This window comes from Sinosporangium album (genome assembly GCF_900100605.1).
Lineage (GTDB): Bacteria > Actinomycetota > Actinomycetes > Streptosporangiales > Streptosporangiaceae > Sinosporangium > Sinosporangium album.
Window position 1 is genome coordinate 20,274 of record NZ_FNCN01000001.1, and the last position, 19,049, is coordinate 39,322.

Below are 19,049 nucleotides of genomic sequence, written 5' to 3' on the forward strand. Positions count from 1 at the left end.
GCGGAGGGGGACGTCCACGGGCCCTCACATCCCTAGCAAGGCGTAGAGCTCGGAGAAGTCGGGACGGCGCGGATCGACCTGGACGGTGTCCCAGCCGAGGCGACGCGCCGGGGCGATGTCGTTGTCCGGGGAGTCCCCGACCATGATCCTGCGCTGGAAGGGACCGGAGCCGATCAGTTCGAAGGCCCGCGCGTCGGGTTTCTTCGGCCCGCCGTCCGCGGTGAAGAGCTCGCGGTCGAACACCTCGGGCGCGCCGAGGCCCCGCAGGAGCCGCCTCATGAGCGTCCCCGGCAGATAGCAGTTGGACATGAGCCGGACCGTCCGGCCGGCGCCGGCCACCCGGGTCGCGGCCTGGGCCGCCGGCCCGCACAGCTCGTACCGGTCGCCGTCGGCGCAGCCGAGCGCGAACCACAGGGCCCGGTGGAGGTCCTCCTGCGGGCGCGCCACGCCGCGTTCGCGCAGCGCCTTGTCCACCAGGCCGAGCGTCGCCGGCTGAAGTGCCGACTTGTCGAGGACCGCCTCGTAGAGCGTGGTGAACACGCTCTCCACGACCTCTCCGGCCAGGCGGGGGTCGACCGCCAGGGTGTCCACGACCCATCTGGTGAACTCCGGCGGCTCCGGCATGGGCCGCCGCTCGGTGACGAGTGTTCCGAAGCAGTCGAACACCACCAGCGTGGCCGCTCCCGCGGTGTCAGCGCTCACCGGCGCACCTACGAATCCATCCACCGTCTCCTCCCCTCCCCGCCATCACGACCACGAGATCTTGCGATGTTCGAGCCTGAAGAACGCCAAGGTCAGTACGGCGAAGCCCAGGGAGAAGGCGAGCAGGACGGCCACGGGCGTCAGCACCGCCGCCAGGCCGCCGCCGTCCAGGACCACGGTGGTGAAGCCGCGCATCGCCCAGTAGGTCGGCACCGCCGGGGCGAGCGGGCTCGCCCAGTCCGGCAGCATCGACAGCGGCGTCAGCGCTCCTCCCAGCCCGGCGAACAGCAGCGCCGCGAGGTTGGCGAACACCGCGAGCTGCGCGACGGTACGGCAGAGCGCGACCAGGGCCATGCCGAACAGCACCACGCACAGCGCGAGCGCCGCGCCGACCACGACGAGCGCGGGCCACGAGCCGCGCACCCGCAGGTTGTACAGCCAGCCTCCGGCCGCGAAGACGACCGCCAGTTGCAGCATCGCCACGCCCAGCGGGACGGCGACGCGGCCGGCCACGATCTCGCCGGGCCGGGCGAGGCCCGCCCGGAGCCGGTCCCACGTCTTCCACCCGTGCTCCCGGAACACCCCGAAGCCCACGAGGTTCACCAGGAAGAAGGTGAACATCACCGCCATGCCCGGCACAGCCTGCTCCGCGCCGGTGGCCCCTTCGACGTTCTCGGCCTGCAAGGCGGTGCGGAACAGCGGCTGCATGAATCCCATGAGCAGCAGCGGCATGACGGTACGCACCAGCAGCGGAGCCGGGTCGCGCATCTGCAGCCGCAGGTCGTGCCGGATCAGCGCGGCGATCCGGCCCGCCGTACCCTCACGCATCGGCGTCCCCCTCGGCGTCCGCGTCGTACCGTCGTCCCGTGACCCGCAGGAAGACGCTCTCCAGGCTCGGATGGACGATGCGCAGGTTGACGAGTTCCCCCGCCGAACCGCCCAGCGTCTCCAGCACCCTCGGCGCGGCCAGATGCGGCTGCTCCACCGCCACCCGCAGCACCCGGCCGTCCGTCGACGAGGGCCAGGGCAGGGGGATGTCGGGCGGCGGACCGGCGAAGGTGAGCTCGACCGCGCTGTCGCCGTACTGGCGCACCAGTTTCTTGAGGGGGCCCCGCGCGACCATCCGCCCGCCGCTCACGATGGCGACCGACCCGTCGAGGGCCTCCACCTCCGGCAGGTAGTGGGTGGAGTAGCAGACCGCGGTGCCCTTGGCGGCCATGTCGCGGACCAGTTCCAGCAGTTGTTGACGGGTCTGCACGTCCACGCCGGCGGTGGGCTCGTCCAGCAGCAGCAGCGGCGGCCGGTGCAGGAGCGCCATGCCGGTGTGCACGCGGCGCTGCTCGCCGCCCGACAGGTGCGCCACCCGGCGGCCGAGCAGAGCCGTCAGGCCGAGGGGCTCGGCGATCTCCTCGATGCGGCGGCCGGCCGTCCTGCCGCGCAGGCCGGCGAGTTCGGCGAAGAACAGCAGGTTCTGGTGGACGGTCAGGGGCGGGTAGACGCCGAGTTCCTGCGGGGCCAGGCCGAGCAGGCGGCGTGCGGCGTGCGGGGCCGTCACCGGGTTCACGCCCATGACGCGGACGCTGCCGGCGTCGGGGCGGAGCAGCCCCGCCACGATGGACATGAGCGTGGTCTTGCCCGCTCCGTTGTGCCCGAGCAGCCCCACGATCTCGCCCGGCTCGATCCGCAGGTCCACCTCTCTGAGCGCGGTCACCGCGCCGTACCGCTTGGTGACGCCGTCCAGCGCCAGGGCGGGCACGCCGCCGTACGGGTCCGGTTCCCCGTCCTGCCTCGCGCCTTGTCCCGCGTCCGACCCCCGACCGGGACCGGGCTCAGTCGTCACGTTGTGTCCAGCGGCTCGGCATCACGTCCGGGAGCCCCAGCCGCCGCATGTGCGACGACCAGTCGCGGGCCAGTTTGAACCCCTTCATCAGGCCTTTGCCGGTGCGGACCTCGGGCAGCGGCGCGGAGTAGCCGAGCCGCCTCTCCGTGGCGGCCAGGTGGTCGCGGAGCCGGTCGAGCCACGCGGCGCCGCCGTCGGCCGACCCGACGGCCTCCGCGCCGGCGGCGGCGAGCCGCAGCCCGTCCTCCACCTCCATCGCCGGCACCCCGGCGAAGGGGTCGAAAGTCGGCTGCTCGGCGGCGCAGGACAGCTCGCCCACGGTGCGCAGCCCCCGCACGGACAGGGAGAGCTGCACCAGGTCGTAGGCCATGAGAACCGCGACCTCGGGCTGCCCGGCCGAGACCGCGCCCTCGATGTCCTCCAGCGCGGCGCGGCACTTCAGCAGCAGGCGCACCGCGCCGTGCGCCCGGAACGCCATCAGGCGGCGCAGGTCCGGCAGAGGCTCGTGCGCGGGTGCCGCCGTCATCCGGTCACCTCCGCATCCGGCTCCGCGACGCCGAGCCACAGCATGTCGTGCACGAACAGCCGGTGGATGTCCTCGGGGGGATCGACGTCTGGAGGCCCGGACCACAGGACGTCTTCGGCGCCGCTCTCCGGCAGGTCGGTGCGCCGCACCTCCAGCGCGCGGAGCTGCCACCGGTCCACGACCGTACGGTCGTCCAACGTCGCCGTTCCCACACCGGTGGCCCAGCGCAGGACCGAGTGCAGCGGCCTCTCCACGGGGACCAGTTCGTCGACCAGCCGCAGGCAGCGCGCCACCCGGTCGTCCGGCCGCAGCGGCGGCGCGAGCACCTCGCGGAGTACGGCGAGGCCGGCCTCGTCACCGAGGACCCTGAGCTTCTCCCCGACCCACTTCTCGGTGAAGTAGAGCTGTCCGCCGGCCGCGGCTCGGGCGTTCAGCGCCGCCACGACCGCTTCGCGGCCCCGCGTCGCGGCGACCATGGGCCGGTCCCGGCGCAGCAGCCGTACGGCGCGGGCCAGGCGGTGCGCCTCCACGGTCCACCACTGCTCCACGACCCGCGCCAGCCAGGGCTCCCCCAAGCCGGCCTGCCAGGAGTCCCACGGCTCGGCGGCGGCCAACGGCAGGCCCAGCGCCAGCCGCGTCGTCGTCTTCAGAGTGCGGCGGCGATGGTTCCAGGCGTCCTGGGTGACCGACTCGGCCGACGGCCAGGCACCGTCGCGCAGCCAGGCGGCGTGCCCGCGCACCTTGGCGGCCTGGCGCACGTTCACATCGATCAGCGTGCCGTGCTCGTGCGACTGCACGGGGAACCTGGTGAGCCTGTCGTTGTCCACCAGGACCAGCAGGTCGAGGTCGCTGCGATGGTTGCCGAAACCGGCCAGCACCGACCCCGAGGCCACGGCGAGCACCGGACTGCCGAGCCCCTGATCGGTTTCTCCGAGCACGGCGTCGATTTTCAAACCGCGTTGGTCCATAAATTCCGCGAGACGTCTCTCCAGGACATTCCGTTCCGGAGCAAGAGCCTGGACTGAGGAATTCTCCATGACAGGCGGGGGCCTCTCGGCGTGTGGCTGGAAATGAACGGCCCGGCGGAGTCGAGAAGCCCGCCCGGCCGGGACAGCTTAGCCACGGTAGGCAGGCCGCCGATGGCCCGGCAAGGGAGGGCCAGGAAATGTTTCGGCACATGGAACAGCGCTTTTCTCCTAGTCAGGGATAGGGCTACAACTTCATCCATGACCACCGCCACGGTCCGACGCCATTGAGTCATCACCTGACAACCGATGAATTTCATCCATGTGATCTCACTTCAGTGGTCGTCGTTCCGGTCGTGACCGGCGGAGGCGCCCGTCCGGCCCGTGCGCCGGGCGGTCGGGCCCACCGTGCGGGTACGGCAAAGCCAAAGGCAGCGGGCGGCGGTCATATGGAGAAGCTGCTTCTCGAGCGCGCAGGGCGCATCCACCTGAACCGCGGCGGTGGCTGCCGCGCGGGGAGCAGCCCCGGTCCCGGCCGCGCGGCCCGCTCGTCCTCCCCGCCGGCCGCCCCCGACCTCGGAGAGAGCCCGATGCCCATGCCGCTGCTCAAAGTCCGGCCCGAGGACTTCCGTGTCACCGAGGTGCTCGGGCTCCCGACGGCGTCCCGCGCCGCCTCGACGCACACTTATCTGCGCCTGTGGAAGAACGGCGTGACCACCCATGAGGCGCTGGGAGGCCTCGCCGCGGCGCTCGGCGTCGCGGCGCAGGACACGGCGGCGGCCGGGCTCAAGGACGAGGACGGCGTCACCGAGCAGTACATCTCGGTGCGCGGCCTGCTCTCCGACCGGGACCTCGAACGCGCCAACGCCGCCGGCCGGTCACCCGGCGGAGACCGGATCTGGCGGGTCAGCGCGCACGCGACGGGCACCGCCGCGCTGCGGACGGGGGTCCTGGACGGCAACCACTTCCAGCTCGTGGTGCGGGGTCTCGACGAGGCCGCCGCCGCGGCCCTCGACGAGGGTCCGGGGCGGCACCAGCACTTCTTCGTCAACTATTACGACACGCAGCGCTTCGGGGTGCCCGGCGGCCCCAAGCAGACCCACCTGATCGGCCGGGCCCTCCTCGCCGGAGACGAGGAGGCCGCGTTCCGGCTGCTGCGCCGTTCGGGGTCCGCCGAGGGCGCACGCGCGTTGGTGCACGAGGGGACGGCCGAGGAGTTCTGGCGGCTGCTGGACCCGCGCGTCCCGGTGTTCTACCGGTGCGCCGACGCCTCGTACGCGTGGAACGCGCAGGTGCGCGCCCTCCTCACCGAGGTGGTCGGCGGCGCGCGGGTGGCGCACATGGACCGCGACGGCATACCGTACGCCTTCGCCACCGCCCGAGACGTGGTGCCCGCCCTGCTGGCGCTCCGCCCCGAGCTCGACTACGTGCGCTACCGCTGGACGGACGGCTCGTGCGTGCGCAGCACCGCCGCCCGCCCCACGGTGCTGCAGACGCACATCACGGTGTCCGGGGTCGGGCCCGACGAGCTGCACCCGGGCCGCTTCGCCGCCACGATCTCGTTCTTCCTGCCGTCCGGTGGATACGCGACCACCGCGGTCCACCAGTGGTTCCTTCAGATGTTCGGCGCCGAGTCCGCGACCCGGGAGGACGCCGCGCCCTCTCAGGACGGGGCGAACCCGCAGGACGGGGCGACCGCCGTACCGGCAGGAAGCACGATCGCATGACGCGGGCGCGGGACGCGGCGCGCGACGTCCTGGGGCAGGTGCGCGCCCACCTGTCGCCGCGGCTGGCGCTCGTCTACGGCATGAACGGAGCGGGCGCCGTGGAGGCGGGCGGCGCCGGGGCCCGGGTCGACCTGTCCGACGGGCGGTCCGCCCTGGACTTCGGCAGCTACGCCGTCACCCTGCTCGGCCGGCGCCACCCCGATGTGGTGCGCGCGGTCGTCGCCGAACTGGAGACGATGGCCGTCTCCACCCGCGTCCTCGCCAACGGCACCACCGCACACTTCGCGGCCCGACTGGCCGACTACGCCGACCCCGGCCGGTTGACCCGCGTGTGGCTGGGCCTGAACGGGTCGGACGCCGTAGAGGCCGCTCTCAAGCTCGCGCGGCTCGCCACCGGCCGCAGCCGTGTCGTGGCCGTGGAGGGCGCCTACCACGGCAAGTCGATGGGGGCGCTCGCCGCCACGTCCAACCACCGCTACCGCCGATCCCTCGAACCGCTGCTGGGCGGCGTGACGCACCTGCCCGCCGACGCGGCGGCGGTGCCCGGGGCGTTCGAGCCCGGCGACGTCGCCGCCGTGATCGTCGAGCCCGTCCAGGGCGAGGGCGGGGTCAAGCCCCTCGACCCGGCCTTCCTCACCGCTCTGGCCGCCGCGGCCCGCAAGCACGGCGCCTTCCTGATCGCCGACGAGATCCAGACGGGTCTGCGCCGGTGCGGCGAGCGGGCGCTCAGCGTCTCGCTGGGCCTGCGGCCCGACGCGGTGCTGTACGGCAAGGCGCTCGGCGGCGGCGTGCAGCCCCTGTCCGCCCTGGTGGCGACCGAGGAGCTGTACGCGCCCCTGGCGGCGGACCCGTTCGTGCACACGACGACGTTCTCCGGCCACCCCCTCGGCGCCGCGGCCGGGGCCGCCGCGCTGCGCGCGGTGGAGGAGCTCGCGCCCCGGGGCACGCGTCTGGCCGCTCTCCTGGCCGGCGGCCTGGAGCGGCTCAAGCGCCGCCATCCCGGCCTGGTCACCGCGGTGCGCGGGCGGGGCCTGCTGTGGGGTGTGGAGTTCGGCCCGGCGGGGGCGGCCGGCGATGTGCTGCTGGAGCTCACCCGGCGCGGCCTCATCGTCTCCCCCTGCTTGGGCCGGCCGGAGGTGATCCGCCTCGTCCCGCCCCTGGTCGCCGGCGACGACCAGGTGGAGGAGGCGCTGGACATCCTCGACGCGACATGCGCGGCCGTTCCCGACGAGTTCCGTTCCGCCGCGCGGAACAGCGCTGACGTCCGCGACGGCGCGATAGGTTCCCGGGAGGTGGTGCCCCCGGCCCGGAGGGTCCCGTGACGGGACCGCCGAGCGCACCGCCCCGGCCCGGTCCGACACGGGCGGGCCGCGTCCGGCCCCGGCCGTCCCTGCGCGCGATGAGGAGTGGAAACACCATGGACTGTCCCACGAGTTATGAGGACTTCGCCCTTCAGTACGACAAGGGCAGCGCGGACAACGTCTACAACGCCTTGCTCGACCGCCCCGCCGTCCAGAGCAAGTGCCCTCCTTTGGAGGGGCGGCGCGTGCTCGAGGCCGGGTGCGCGGGCGGACGGCTGACGCAGTGGCTGGTGGACCAGGAAGCCCGGGTCGTCGCCGTGGACGCGAGCCCCACCCTGGTGGGCCTCGCCCACGAGCGGCTGGGCGACCGGGCGGAGCTGCGGGTGCACGACATCGCGCAGCCGTTCGACTTCCTGCCCGACGCGTCGGTCGACGTCGTGGTGTCCTCCCTCACGCTGCACTACCTCAAGGACTGGGTCCCGGCCCTGGCCGAGTTCCGGCGCGTCCTCGCGCCGGGCGGCACCGTGGTGATGTCCACGCACCATCCGCTGAACGACTTCGAGATCTCCCCCAGCGGCGACTACTTCCGCGTGGAGGAACTCCGCGACGAGTGGCCGAGTTTCGGGCCGCCCACCCCGGTGGTCCGGTTCTACCGGCGGCCCCTCGGCCGCATGATCGCCGACGTACACCACGCCGGGCTCGTGCTGCGCGACCTCTACGAGCCGCGGGCCGAACCCGCCCAGCGGGAGCGGTTCGGAGAACGGTTCGACAAACTCTCACGCAAGCCGTGGTTCCTCGTGCTGGTCCTCGGTCACCCGGGTGACCCGCATGAGGGGGGGCTTGCACACCCCGCCGGGTGATGCCGCCCGGCTGACCACCCGAGGAGCAGCCACGTGCTGAACTCTCCATCCGCCCCCGCCGCCGCGCGGGGCACGCACCCTGACGGGGGCCGCTCCGGCGCGCCGCCGGATTACTGGGACGTCCTGGGCGGGCCGCCGGTCCCGCGGCCCGTGCTCACGATGGGGGGCTTCAAGCACCTCCTCGTCCCGTGCCTGGCCGCCGCCTGCCTGTCCGACCACCCCTGGCACATCGGCAACGCGCCGCGGATCGAGGACCGCAGGGTGCTCTCCGCGGTGCTGCGCCACCTCGGCGCCGCGGTCGAGGACCGGGGGCCGCGTGTCACGGTCGACGCGTCCGGGTTGAGCGGCACCCACATCCCCGCCCACTGGAGCGCCGCCGTACACGGCGGCATCTACCTGCTGCCGGCACTGCTGGCGGCACGCGGAGAGGTCACCTCCGGTCTCCACGGCGGATGCGCGATCGGCGGCGGGGCGCAAGGCTCCCGGCCGCTGTCCCACGTGGCGTCGGTGCTGGAGCGTTTCGGCGCCGTGTGCGAGGCCGACGCCGGCGGATTCCGCGCCAAATGCGGGCCGGGCGGGCTGCGAGGCACGTGGATCGACCTCGCGGGCTACGCCCGGACGGAGCCCGCCACCGGCACGCCCACCGGCCCCCACTACTCCGGGGCCACCAAGACGGCCCTGCTCGCCGCGGTCACCGCACGCGGGACGACGGTGTTGCGCAACCCATATCCCAAGCCGGACGCGCTGGAGCTGGCGCGCCTGCTGGGGCAGGCGGGAGCGCAGATCGAGATCTCCCCCGGGCGGATCACCGTGGAGGGGCTCGGCGGCCCGCTCGGCGGCGCCGATATCACCCTCCCGTCCGACCTGATGGAAGTCGTCACCTTCATCGCCTGGGCGGTCCACCTGCGCCGCGAAGTGGAGCTGGTGGTGGAGCGGCCGGACCTGCTCAAGGCCGGGCTGGCCTCCGAGCTGGCCCTCCTGTCCGAGATGGGCGTGCCGCTGGAGTGGGACGGGCCGCGGCTGCGGGTCCGGCCCGCCGAACGTCTCCGAGCCGTCCGGGTGCTGGCCTCCTCGCACCACGTCTACAGCGACGCGGGCCCGCTGTTCGCGCTGATGCTGCTGGGAGCCGACGCGCCGTCGCGGCTGACCGACGACGTGTGGGGCGACCGCTTCGGCTACGCCGACGGGCTGCGCGGCATGGGTGCGCGGCTGACGCGGGACGGCAACGACCTCCTCATCCGCCCCGGCCCGCTGCGGCCGGCCGCGGGACCGCTCGTGGCGACCGACCTCAGAGCCGCCGCGACCCTCCTCCTCGCCGCGCTGGGCACCGAAACCCCGCAGCGCGTCCACGGCGTCACGCATCTGGCACGAGGCTACGAGGACCTGCCGGCCAAACTGGCCGCCCTCGGAGCACGCATCGACATCGACCCGCGCACCGACGCGCACAACGACACACCGAACGGGACGGGAGAGGCGTCATGACGACCACCGCGGTGCTCGACTGGGACGCCATCGCCCGCACCGACATGGCCGGCGCCCCCTTCGCCTGGGGCCTCGTGAGGGACTCCGTCCCCCAGATCGCGACGCGGCGGGCGCTCGCCGCGCAGTTCCCCACGGAGGGGTTCACGCTCACCGAGCGGGCCGCGGGCACCGCGGCCGGAAAGGGCTACCGCACCTGGAACCTGTCGCTCGTCCAAGACGGCCTGGTGAACGAGGAGACCGTGCGCGGGCTCACGCCGCTGTGGCGCGGCCTCGTCGATTCCCTTCTCGGCGACGCCTACCGTACGGCGGTCGCCGCGGCCACCGGCCAAGACCTCGACGCCTGCACCCTGGAGGTGCGCGCCGTACGCTACGGCGCCGGATCGTGGATCGACCCGCACACCGACCGCGCCGACAAGATCGTCACCCAGACGTGGTACTTCAACGAGGGCTGGCGCGAGGCGTGGAGCGGAGCGCTGCGCATCCTGCGCTCCCCGTCCGCGGACGACGTCGCGGCCGAGGTACTCCCCGGTCTGACCGACTCGGTGCTGCTCGTCCCCTCCCCGCACTCCTGGCACACGGTGATGCCGGTCGCCGCCGAGGCGGAGCAGCAGCGGCACGTGCTGCTGGTGCACTTCGTCTCCAAGGATCGGACCACGTGGTGACCCCGGCCGCGGAGGCGCAGGGCCGTACAGGCCGTACAGAGCAGACCGGCCGGACCGACCAGCGGGACGTGCAGTACCACTACCACCGGGGGCTGTTTCCGGCCATGCACGACTGGGAGCGCACCGAACGCTCCATCGTCGAGTTCACCGGGGAGAACGGTCCGAAAGGCCTGCTGGGGCTCGACCAGATGGGCCATTTCGGCCCGCAGGGGTGCGACCTCGTCGCCGCCGCCGTCCGCGACGCCCTGCCCCACGCCACGACCCACGCCACCACCTGCGCCGCGACCCGTGCCGCGATCGACCTGTGCGAACTGGGCAGCGGGTTCGGCGGCGCGCTGCGCTATCTGACCGACGCGCTGGCCTCCGGCGGCGTCGCCGTCCGCACGGTGTACGGCGTCGACCTCGTACCCGAGCACTGCGAGGTCAGCCGGCGCATCAGCGCGGCGCAGCACCGTACGAACCTGACCGAGATCTGCGCCGACGCCGCGCACGTGCCCCTGCCGGACGCCTCGCTCGACGTCGTCGCCGTCACCGGCTCCATGCCGCACTTCCCCCGGCCCGGCGCGGTGCTGCGCGAGGCCGCCCGACTGCTGCGCCCCGGCGGAACGCTCGTCATCACCGAGGAGGTCAGCCTGGCGCCCGCGGGGCGGCGGCCGTCCGCGGCCTTCCACGAGGTGCACCCTCCCGACGTCTTCTTCACCACCCCGCTGCCGGACCGGCTGCGGCAGCTCGACGAGGCGGACTTCACCGACGTGTCCACCCGCGACCTGCGCGACTGGGCGGTCGCGCTGCTGCGGGACCGGCTGAAGGTGGTGCGCGTCTTCCGGGGCAGCGTCGCCGGCATCTACGGCGACAAGCCGGTGGACCTCATCGAACGCACGCTGACCACGGCCCGGGAGGAATACCTCGCGGGACGGCTGCTCCCCATGCTCGTGACGGCCCGACGCGCCGGACCGGCCTGAGATGGCGCCGGCAGCGCCCCCCGGCCGAGCCGCCACAGCCGACTGGGGGCCCGTCACCTGGACCTACACCGCCGAGGACGCCCCCGAGGCGGTACGGGTCGAAGCCGGCCTCGCGACGTCCGGACCGTCCCCCTGGCCGGCTCACGACCGCGTACCGCTGCGCGTCCGGTCCGCGCGGCACACCGCCGGGCTCGAACGGCTGGAGCAGGCCGCCGGCGGCCTGCTCCGGCGGCTGCGCGAGGAGTACTACCGGCCCGCGCCGGACGGGGCATGGGTGCGCTGCGACCGGCGCCCGCCCCACGCGGCAGAGCCCGGCCTGCCGCGCCACGCGCTGGCACCCGGAGAGGGCCGGTGGGTGATCCTGCACGAGGACGGCACAGGCGCGGCGACCCGCGCGAAAGTCGGCGACATCGCGCTGCGCGCGCTGGTGGCGGCCGAGCTCACGGCCCGCGGCGGGGTCACCGTACACGCCTCCGCCGCCACCGACGGTGCAGGGCGGGCGGTGGCCTTCCTCGGCGACCCCGGCGCCGGCAAGAGCACGCTCGCCCTGCACCTCGCCCGGACCGGCGGCGGGTTCCTCAGCGGCGACCGCACCGTCCTCGTCCCCGGCCCGGGCGGCTGGTGGGCCGTCACCAGCGGGCTGCTGCCGCGGTTCCGCTGGGGCACGCTCGACGGGCTCGGCCTGGGCGACCAGGTGCGCGACGCCGTACTGCTGCGCCACGGCGACGCCCGGCGACGCGTGGGCGACCTCCCCCGCACACCCGCGAAGGTCGTCTTCACCCCCCGGGAGGCCGAAGGCGTCCTCGGCGCCCGCACCCTCGACTGCGCCCCGCTCGGGCGGCTCGTCGTGCTGTACGGCACGCGCCGGGACAGCCCGGCCGCCCACGCGCTCGGCCACCGGCAGGCCCTCGCGGCCGTCCGCGAACACCTACTGCCCTCCGACGCCGGATGCCTGGAGCGCCCACCTCGCGATCCCGCCCACCTCCCCCCTCTCGGGCACGAGGTCACCGCGCTCGCCCTCGCCTGGGACCCCCTCAGGCACCCGGCCGGGGAGGCCCTCGCCGCCGCCCTGGGGGACGGGCCCGGTACGGCGGAAGCCCCCTCGGCCGACCATGACCACCCGGCGACAGCCCCATGACGGGTCCCACGCCCGGACGGCCCCCGTACGGCGGGAACCCCGCCGGCCGACCACCCGACGGCCACGCCATACCGGAACCCGCGGCCGGACAACACCCATACGACAGGAGCCCCGGGGACCGGCCACCCAGAGGCCGTGCCCTGCCAGGGCTAGCGGGGCCGTTGGGGCTTCTGCTCGGAGCCGTCCTGCAGAGCGCTTCGTGCGCGGCGGCCGTTCTGCTGCCCGCCCGCTCGGCGGGGGCGGCGGTCTGCTGGCTCGGCGGATGCTGGCTGCTGTACCGGGCAGGCGCGGCTCTGCGTGAGGCGGCGGAGGCGCCCACCGCCCGATCCCGAGACCGGGAGGCCCGCAGCCGGCTGCTGCGATCCGTGCAGCATCTCGTCACGGGCGCCCCGGGCGGTCCGGGCGGTCCGAACGGCCTGGGCGGCCTGGGCGGTCCGGGCGGTCCGAACGGCGCCCTGGATGCCTGGGAGGCCGTCGGCCCGCACCTGTACGCGGCGGCGGGCGTCGCGATCCGCTGGGAGCCCAAGCCCGGCCTGGCGGCCGTCGGCCTGGCGCGGCTCGGCAGCCGCGCGCTGACCGCCGCCGCGGTGTGCGCCGGGCTCGCCGCCGTCGCCCCCGCCGCCGCGGTGGCCCCGGCGTTGTGTACGGCCGGTGCCCTCGCCCTCGCGTTGCGGCCTTGGGGCCGCGGGGCGCGGGCCATGGGACGTGCCGGCTGGGAAGCCCGGCGCCGGGGCGGGCGGGTCGCCGCCGTACTCGCCGGTGTTCTGGCCGGGGCCGCTGCGCTGTCCCCTGCGCTGGGCGCGGCCCAGCGGCCGGATACGGCCGTGGGCATGCTGCTGGCCGGGCTCATCCTCGTTCCGTGCGTATACCGGCTGGGGACGGCCGACCTGACCGCCGTACGGCACTGGCGCGCGACCCGGAGGCATCTGGAGCAGGTCGAACGGGAAGCCGCGCGGTTCCCCGGCGGCACGGACGACCCGCCGCACAGCGGCCTCGTCACCGTGCCGGCGTGGCCGTACCGCCTGGGCTTCACCGACCTCGCCGAGAACGTGCACCTCGGTGCCCTCGCCCCCGACGACCGGGTGCCCGACCATCTGCCCCAGACCGTACGGCTGTGCGGCCTCGACGACGTGGCGCGCACCCTGCCCCACGGCTGGCGGACCGTGCTGTCCGCCGAGTTCCGCGGCGGGGTCGACCTGGACGAGGACGGCTGGCGCCGCATCGAGGCGGCCCGGGTCAGCGCCCGCCTGGAGATCGGCACCCGCCTCGGAACGGGGGGCATGATGACCGTACGGCTGCTCGCACCCCCCGACCCGCCGCTGGCGGCGGTGCTCGCCCACTGGCGCTCCCATGCCGACGTGCGGGTCCTGTCCCAACCCGCACACCAGGAGGCCGCACCGTGAACCGGAGCACTGCCACGACGGTACTCGCCCACTGGGGCTCCCACACCGGCATATGTGGCCGGTCCTGGCCCGCATACCGGGAGGCCACCCGGTGAACCTGCGCAGAGTGGACCGAGGCACGGCGACGCGGGACGCCATGGACCGAAGCTCGATGGACCAGGGCACTGCCACGGTGGTCGCGGCGGCGCTGCTGGGTGCGGCAGCCGCTCTGCTAGGGGCTGCCGCGGGAGCGGCGGTGTATACCGCGCAGGCCGGCACCTCGCCGTTGCCGCCGCTACTCGGCCTCACCGTGGCCCTCTGCTGTGCCCCGGCCGCCGACCGGTGGGCTGAGGCGTCGCAGGTCGCGGCCCGCTCGCCCGGCGAGGCGGCAGCCGTACGGCGTGCGCGCACGGCACGCCACATCGCCGACCGCTGCGCGCGGCTGGCGGTCGTCGGCGCCGTCCACCCGGTTCTGCTGCCCGCCCTGCTGCCGCTGTGCCGCGTCCTGCCGCCTCCGGCGGTCCCGGCGCTCGGCGGCGCGGACGCCGATGCGGCCCGGGCGGTGCGCAGGATCGTGCGCACCGCCACCGAGCAGGATGCCCGCGCCTCCCCGTCGGGCGCGCTGCTGACGCGCCTTCTGCTGCGGCACCACACCCGGCTGTCGGCGCGGATAGCGGACGCGACCGCCCACGCGGCCGGCAGGGCGGCGCTGGAAGGGCTGCGCCGCCGCCTGCCGATGCTGTGCTCCCTCATGCTCGCGGCCATCGGACTCGCCGTGGCCGACCGCCTTCAGGCGGGTACGGCGGGGACCGCGGCGGCCGTCTGCGTCTTCCTCACGATCGTGACCACGCCCCTGACCGAAAGCACCCGGGCCGAGGGCGCACCTACCGCCTGACACCGGCGGCGTCGCGCTGTGCCCTTCCGAAGTTCCGACGTTCCGGGCGTTCCGCCTCGTGGACCATTCGCCCTTTCACCCCAATCACCGTTCCACTGTGAGAGAAGCCCACTTCCCCGACGCGTATCCGGCGGGGAAGGATCGCACCATCCGGCCGCCGCCGCATCCGGCAGGCAGGCCGCGCACCGCTTTGCGCCCACTCCGGCCGAACCCCCGCGCTTTCCCCCTCTGCCCAAAAGGAGGCCCATGGCTGTCGCCCCCCTGCCGCCCGAGACCGGCCGCCGCCGTACCGTCCCGCGGCGGACCGGGACGGAGGTCTTCGGGCTGAGCCTTCCACCCGCGAAACTGACTGTGCGCAGCGAGCTCCCCGGTCTCCGGGAAACCGTCGCCGCACTGGTGTCCCCCCTGTTCGAGGTGACCGGCTCCCCGTTCCCCGGAGCGCCGCGCCTCGCCCTCGTGCCGCGCGACGACCGCGCGCTGCCCGACCCGGAGCGGTTGCGTACGGCACCGCAGCTCCTCCTACACCCTGAAGGTCCCCGGTTCGCCGTCCTTGCGCACTCCCCCGACCGCATTGTGCTGGTGCGGGACGGCGAGCCCGACTGCGAGCCTCTCATCATCACGGCCGTGCCCGGCGCCCAGGAGGTGACCGTCCAGGTGCCCGGCGCCGGCCTGCCCTCGGCGCGGGCCGTGGTCCGCCTCCTCGGCGCCCTCCTGGGCGGCCGGCTCACCGGCCGTGGAGCGGTGTTCCTGCACGGGTCGGCCGTCGCGTCCGGCGGCGCCTCGGTGATGATGCTCGGCCCCAAACACCGCGGCAAGTCATCGCTGGCGTTCCTCGCGGTGACCTTGTGCGGGGCGGACTTCGTGTCCGACGACACCGTCGTCGCCTGGGCGGAGCACAGCGCGGCCCCGCCCGTCCTGCGGGGCTGGCCGAAACGCGTCGGCATCGGCACGGCCCTGCTCGCCGGCCATCCCGCCCGCGACGCCTTCCTGCGGGCACGGCTGCGCCGCCACCGGCCGGAATCCCGCGACGCGTCGCCGGACGCCGTCTGGAGCGCCGACCCCGGGGAAAGGAAACGGCTCTTCGCCGACCTGGACGAGTTCACCGCCCTCACCGGGGCCAAGGTGGCCACTGGCACCCGTCCGGCGGGCATCGTCGTGCCGCGCGCGGACCGGGACCGGCGCGGCTGGCGGATCGAACGCGTCACCGACGTCACCGACGTCGCCGGCGTCCTCGGCGAGGCCGTACTCGGCGGTCCCGACCTGCGCCACTTCACCGACCACCTGGGCCTGCTCCCCCGTCCACGCTTCGAGCCCGACGTGCGCGCCGCGGTGCTCGGCACGCTGCACGCGCTGCCCTGCGTGCGCGTCGAGTACGGCCCCGACGCCAACGCGGACTTCACCCGGTTCTGGGGCGAGGTCACGGCCGCGCTGGCCCTCCCGGGCGGGTCCCGGTGACGGGCTCCGCTCCGGACCCCGCCCTCGGGGTCAACCACCGCGTCCTGCGGGCGACAGGCCTGCGCGCCGGTATCGTGCACCGCTCCGCTGACGTGACGGCCTTCACCGCCGGCGAGGCCCGTGTCCTGGTCGAACGCCACGCGCTGGCCACGGTGCTGGACCTCCGGTCGGAGCAGGAGGTCGAACGGTACGGCCCGCCCCACGCGCTCCTCGCGCACGGGGTGCGCCTGCAGCGCACGCCGCTGACCGGCTACTCGCGCGACGCCATCGCCGCCCGCCGGCCTGACGTCGCCGCCCGCACGCACTACCTGCACGGCATCCTCACCGATTCCGTCCCGGGAAGCTGGCATAGCCTCTTCCAGGCGCTCGCCGGGGCGGCCGACCGCCCTTTCCTGGTCGCCTGCCACTTCGGCAAGGACAGGACCGGCGTGGTCGTGGCCATGCTGCTGGCCCTGGCCGGCGTCCCCGCGGGCGAGATCGCCGCCGACTACGCCGCCGGGGCGGCCGACCTGGTGGCCAAGGCCGACCACTTCCGGGACAAGTGGCTGCGCCGGGGGCACACCCGCGAGGACTACCTGTCCCGGCTGCGCACCTCCCCGGCGACGATGGAGCGCTGGCTGGCCGAGGTGGCCGACCGGTACGGCGGCGCCGAGGCGGCGCTCGCCGGGGCGGGCGCGGCGCCTTCCGACGTGGCCCGCGTGCGCGGCCTGCTGTCCGCCCCGTCCCGCGCGGCGGTACAGGCGGTTCCCGCCGGGCCTGTCGATGGCGCGGCCGACGACGAACCCGTCGGTGGCACAGTCGGCGGCCAGCTCGACGGCCCGGTGGGTGGCGCGGGCCCGGTCGGCAGCCGCCTCGACGAACCCGTCGGGGGCGCGGTCGGGGGCGCGGTCGGGGGCGCGGTCGACGGCGCGGCTCCGGGAGGCGCCCGGTGAGCGAGTACGGGCCGCCGGACGGCGTCGATGTCCGCACGCCGGTGCCGGATGAGGTGTGGCGGCGGCTGCTCGGCCAGGAGGCGCGGGACGCGCTGCCGAGCCAGACGCCCGCCTGGCGCGACGCCGTGTGCACGCACGGCTGGCAGGACGCGAGCCGCCTCTACATCTGGGGCGACAACGGGGGCGACGCCGTACAGATCCTCGTCCCGCTGGTGCGCTCCGGCACCGGCCGCGCGGCCGAGTACGCGTCGTGGCCCGTCGGCTGGGGCGTCGGCGGGGTCGTCGCGGCGCCGGAGGCGGTCACCGCCGCGCGGGCGGGAGCCGTACTGCGCGACCTGGCGTCGCTGCCCGCGCGGCGGATCTATCTGCGTCCGCCGCCCGCCTCGACGGCGCTGTGGGACGGGCTGGTGCCGCCGGACGCCGTCCGCAATCCGCGGATGACGCAGGTCCTGGACCTGCGGGAGGGGCTCGACCATCTGTGGCGGCGCCGTTTCCACGCCAATGTGCGCAACGCGGTCCGGCGTGCCGAACGGGCGGGGCTCACCATCGAGCAGGACGCGACGGGACGGCTCATCCCGGACTTCTATCGGCTGTTCGAGCTATCGATCGACCGCTGGGCCGAGCAGTCGGACGAGTCGGACGTCGAGGTGCGGCGGCGGGTGCGGGAGAAGAACCCGCAGAGCAAGTTCGCCGCCGTCGCCCGGCATCTGGGGCCGGACTGCCACGTCTGGTTGGCGCGCCGGGCGGGGGAGCATGGGGAGCCTGTCGCGGCGCTGCTCGCCTTGCACCGCGGCCCGCACGTCGTCTACTGGCAGGCCGCCATGGACAAGGCGCCGGCGGCGCGCACCAAGGCCGCGACGTACCTGCTGTACCTGCTGATCGAGGACGCCTGCGCGCGCGGCGCGCGGTCGCTCCACATGGGCGACACCTACCCCGGCACGTCGGTGACGACGTTCAAGGAGGCCTTCGGGCCGGACGCGTACCACACGGCCGGCTACTGGATCCCGGGCTCCGCCGCGTCGGCGGCGGACGCCGTACCGGTGCGAAAGGAAGGCATCACCACGCCATGAAGGACCGCCACTTTCGGACCCGCTACCGGGTCGGTGACTTCGACGTCTGGGGCACCTCGCTGGACAGCCCCGAGCGCCGCCTGCGCGCGCCTCACGCGCAACCGGCCGACTACGGGCTCTACCTCGACGAGCGCTGGCGCGGCGAGACGGACGCCCGTGTCCCGTACTTCGTGTTCTGGCCCACCCTCGAAGCGCCTGTGGAGGAGGGGCTGCTCATCAGGCGGGTCACCGAGCTCGCGGGCGAGCTGAGGACCGGCGCCACCGTCGAGGTGGCCTGCTTCGGCGGGCACGGGCGCACGGGTGCCGCCATCGCATGTCTCGACGTTGTGCTGGGCGGGGTGACGGCCGAGGCGGCGGTGGCCCGGATCCGGCGTGAGTACTGCCGCTACGCCGTCGGCTCGCCGGAGTTGGAGAAGTTCGTCCTGGACGCCGGGAAGACCTTGGCGTCCCTCGCCCACGAACCGCTGCTGCCCACCAGGGAGGTGCCGTGACCACGCCGACCACGTCGTTGATCTCGTTCGACCACACCACCGTCGAGGACGCCCCGTTCCGGTGGCACCACGTCCTCGACACGTTCCGTCCCGCCGACGCGGCGGAGCTGCGCGGAACGTTCCCGAGGGACGGCTTCCGCATGGTGTCCCGCACGGGCGTGGACAAGTCGTACGCCATGTACTACCGCCGCCTGCATCCCATGGACGGCGGCGAAGCGCCGCCGGAGCCCGCGCTGCCGGACCCCTGGCGGCACTTCGTCGCCGAGGTGACCGGCCCCGCCTACCGCGCCGCGGTGGCGGCGCTCACCGGCCTGCCGATCGAGACCGCGTCCATCGAAGTGAACCTGTGGCGCTATGGGGCCAGTTGCTGGCTCGACCCGCATGTCGACAAACCCGAGAAGATCGTGACCCATGTCCTGTACTTCAACGAGTCCTGGCCGACGGGCCGCGGCGGTGACCTGCTGCTGCTGGGCTCCTCGTCCGAAGGTGATGTGGTACGGCGTGTCGCCCCGGCCGCCAACAGCGGGGTCCTGCTGGTGCGCGGCGACCGGAGCTGGCACGCCGTGGAGCGTGTGCGCGACGGTGAGGCCCTGGAGAGGCTGTCCGCTCAGGTCGTCTTCCACCAGGCCGCGCAGGAGATCACGGCCTGACCTGGCACG

At 74.5% G+C, this 19,049-nt stretch carries 19 protein-coding genes; 14 read left to right on the forward strand and 5 right to left on the reverse strand.

Translation table 11 applies throughout. From position 1 onward, the window contains the following. Positions 1 to 24: 24 nt before the first annotated feature. From BLQ73_RS00085 to BLQ73_RS00105, 5 genes are read right to left on the reverse strand one after another with little or no spacing between them, the layout of a single operon-like run. Entirely contained in the window at positions 25 to 702 is a 678-nt protein-coding gene (locus tag BLQ73_RS00085) for an HAD family hydrolase (protein ID WP_218125554.1), read from the reverse strand. A 45-nt stretch (positions 703 to 747) separates the two neighbouring features. After that, positions 748 to 1,530, reverse strand: coding sequence for an ABC transporter permease (locus tag BLQ73_RS00090; protein ID WP_093166951.1), 783 nt, complete (start codon positions 1,528 to 1,530; stop codon positions 748 to 750). Further along, a complete protein-coding gene (locus BLQ73_RS00095; RefSeq protein ID WP_093166953.1) occupies positions 1,523 to 2,542 on the reverse strand; it encodes an ABC transporter ATP-binding protein in 1,020 nt (339 codons plus the stop codon). The genes BLQ73_RS00090 and BLQ73_RS00095 overlap by 8 nt, the downstream gene beginning before the upstream one ends. Then, entirely contained in the window at positions 2,532 to 3,068 is a 537-nt protein-coding gene (locus tag BLQ73_RS00100; protein ID WP_093166956.1) for a hypothetical protein, read from the reverse strand. Before BLQ73_RS00100 ends, BLQ73_RS00095 begins: the two co-directional genes overlap by 11 nt. Beyond that, on the reverse strand, positions 3,065 to 4,021 hold the full coding sequence (locus tag BLQ73_RS00105) for a hypothetical protein (protein WP_218125555.1): 957 nt from the start codon (positions 4,019 to 4,021) through the stop codon (positions 3,065 to 3,067). Before BLQ73_RS00105 ends, BLQ73_RS00100 begins: the two co-directional genes overlap by 4 nt. Positions 4,022 to 4,482: 461 nt before the next feature. Here BLQ73_RS00105 and truD point away from each other — a divergent pair, with 461 nt between their 5' ends. The 14 genes from truD (at position 4,483) to BLQ73_RS00175 (ending at position 19,040) form a co-directional block, all read left to right on the forward strand. After that, positions 4,483 to 5,760: a tRNA pseudouridine(13) synthase TruD gene (gene truD, locus BLQ73_RS00110; protein ID WP_218125556.1), complete on the forward strand. Its 1,278-nt coding sequence runs from the start codon at positions 4,483 to 4,485 to the stop codon at positions 5,758 to 5,760. Continuing rightward, the gene (locus BLQ73_RS00115; RefSeq protein WP_093166960.1) at positions 5,757 to 7,082 is read left to right on the forward strand and encodes an aspartate aminotransferase family protein; all 1,326 of its coding nucleotides are present in this window, start codon (positions 5,757 to 5,759) and stop codon (positions 7,080 to 7,082) included. Before truD ends, BLQ73_RS00115 begins: the two co-directional genes overlap by 4 nt. Before the next feature lie 95 nt (positions 7,083 to 7,177). Then, positions 7,178 to 7,921 carry a class I SAM-dependent methyltransferase gene (locus BLQ73_RS00120; RefSeq protein WP_176955189.1) on the forward strand — a complete coding sequence of 248 codons (744 nt, stop codon included), beginning with the start codon at positions 7,178 to 7,180 and terminating at the stop codon, positions 7,919 to 7,921. A gap of 33 nt (positions 7,922 to 7,954) precedes the next feature. Beyond that, positions 7,955 to 9,403: a hypothetical protein gene (locus BLQ73_RS00125; protein WP_093166963.1), complete on the forward strand. Its 1,449-nt coding sequence runs from the start codon at positions 7,955 to 7,957 to the stop codon at positions 9,401 to 9,403. Continuing rightward, positions 9,400 to 10,065 (forward strand): 2OG-Fe(II) oxygenase, encoded by a 666-nt coding sequence (locus BLQ73_RS00130; protein ID WP_093166965.1) that lies wholly within the window; start codon positions 9,400 to 9,402, stop codon positions 10,063 to 10,065. Before BLQ73_RS00125 ends, BLQ73_RS00130 begins: the two co-directional genes overlap by 4 nt. Further along, positions 10,059 to 11,027 (forward strand): class I SAM-dependent methyltransferase, encoded by a 969-nt coding sequence (locus BLQ73_RS00135; protein ID WP_218125557.1) that lies wholly within the window; start codon positions 10,059 to 10,061, stop codon positions 11,025 to 11,027. Before BLQ73_RS00130 ends, BLQ73_RS00135 begins: the two co-directional genes overlap by 7 nt. A 1-nt stretch (position 11,028) precedes the next feature. Then, the gene (locus BLQ73_RS00140; protein ID WP_093166967.1) at positions 11,029 to 12,165 is read left to right on the forward strand and encodes a phosphoenolpyruvate carboxykinase (ATP); all 1,137 of its coding nucleotides are present in this window, start codon (positions 11,029 to 11,031) and stop codon (positions 12,163 to 12,165) included. Between the two features lie 161 nt (positions 12,166 to 12,326). Beyond that, a complete protein-coding gene (locus tag BLQ73_RS00145) occupies positions 12,327 to 13,568 on the forward strand; it encodes a hypothetical protein (protein ID WP_093166968.1) in 1,242 nt (413 codons plus the stop codon). Positions 13,569 to 13,659: 91 nt separating this feature from the next. Further along, positions 13,660 to 14,442: a hypothetical protein gene (locus BLQ73_RS00150; RefSeq protein ID WP_093166970.1), complete on the forward strand. Its 783-nt coding sequence runs from the start codon at positions 13,660 to 13,662 to the stop codon at positions 14,440 to 14,442. A gap of 246 nt (positions 14,443 to 14,688) precedes the next feature. Then, positions 14,689 to 15,897 (forward strand): phosphoenolpyruvate carboxykinase (ATP), encoded by a 1,209-nt coding sequence (locus tag BLQ73_RS31975; RefSeq protein WP_093166972.1) that lies wholly within the window; start codon positions 14,689 to 14,691, stop codon positions 15,895 to 15,897. Further along, complete coding sequence (locus BLQ73_RS31980) at positions 15,894 to 16,829, forward strand: tyrosine-protein phosphatase (RefSeq protein ID WP_093166974.1); 936 nt, start codon at positions 15,894 to 15,896, stop codon at positions 16,827 to 16,829. Before BLQ73_RS31975 ends, BLQ73_RS31980 begins: the two co-directional genes overlap by 4 nt. Beyond that, the gene (locus BLQ73_RS00165; RefSeq protein ID WP_093166976.1) at positions 16,826 to 17,899 is read left to right on the forward strand and encodes a GNAT family N-acetyltransferase; all 1,074 of its coding nucleotides are present in this window, start codon (positions 16,826 to 16,828) and stop codon (positions 17,897 to 17,899) included. The genes BLQ73_RS31980 and BLQ73_RS00165 overlap by 4 nt, the downstream gene beginning before the upstream one ends. Continuing rightward, entirely contained in the window at positions 17,896 to 18,390 is a 495-nt protein-coding gene (locus BLQ73_RS00170; RefSeq protein WP_093166978.1) for a hypothetical protein, read from the forward strand. Before BLQ73_RS00165 ends, BLQ73_RS00170 begins: the two co-directional genes overlap by 4 nt. Beyond that, on the forward strand, positions 18,387 to 19,040 hold the full coding sequence (locus tag BLQ73_RS00175; RefSeq protein WP_093166980.1) for a 2OG-Fe(II) oxygenase: 654 nt from the start codon (positions 18,387 to 18,389) through the stop codon (positions 19,038 to 19,040). The genes BLQ73_RS00170 and BLQ73_RS00175 overlap by 4 nt, the downstream gene beginning before the upstream one ends. Positions 19,041 to 19,049: the final 9 nt, after the last annotated feature.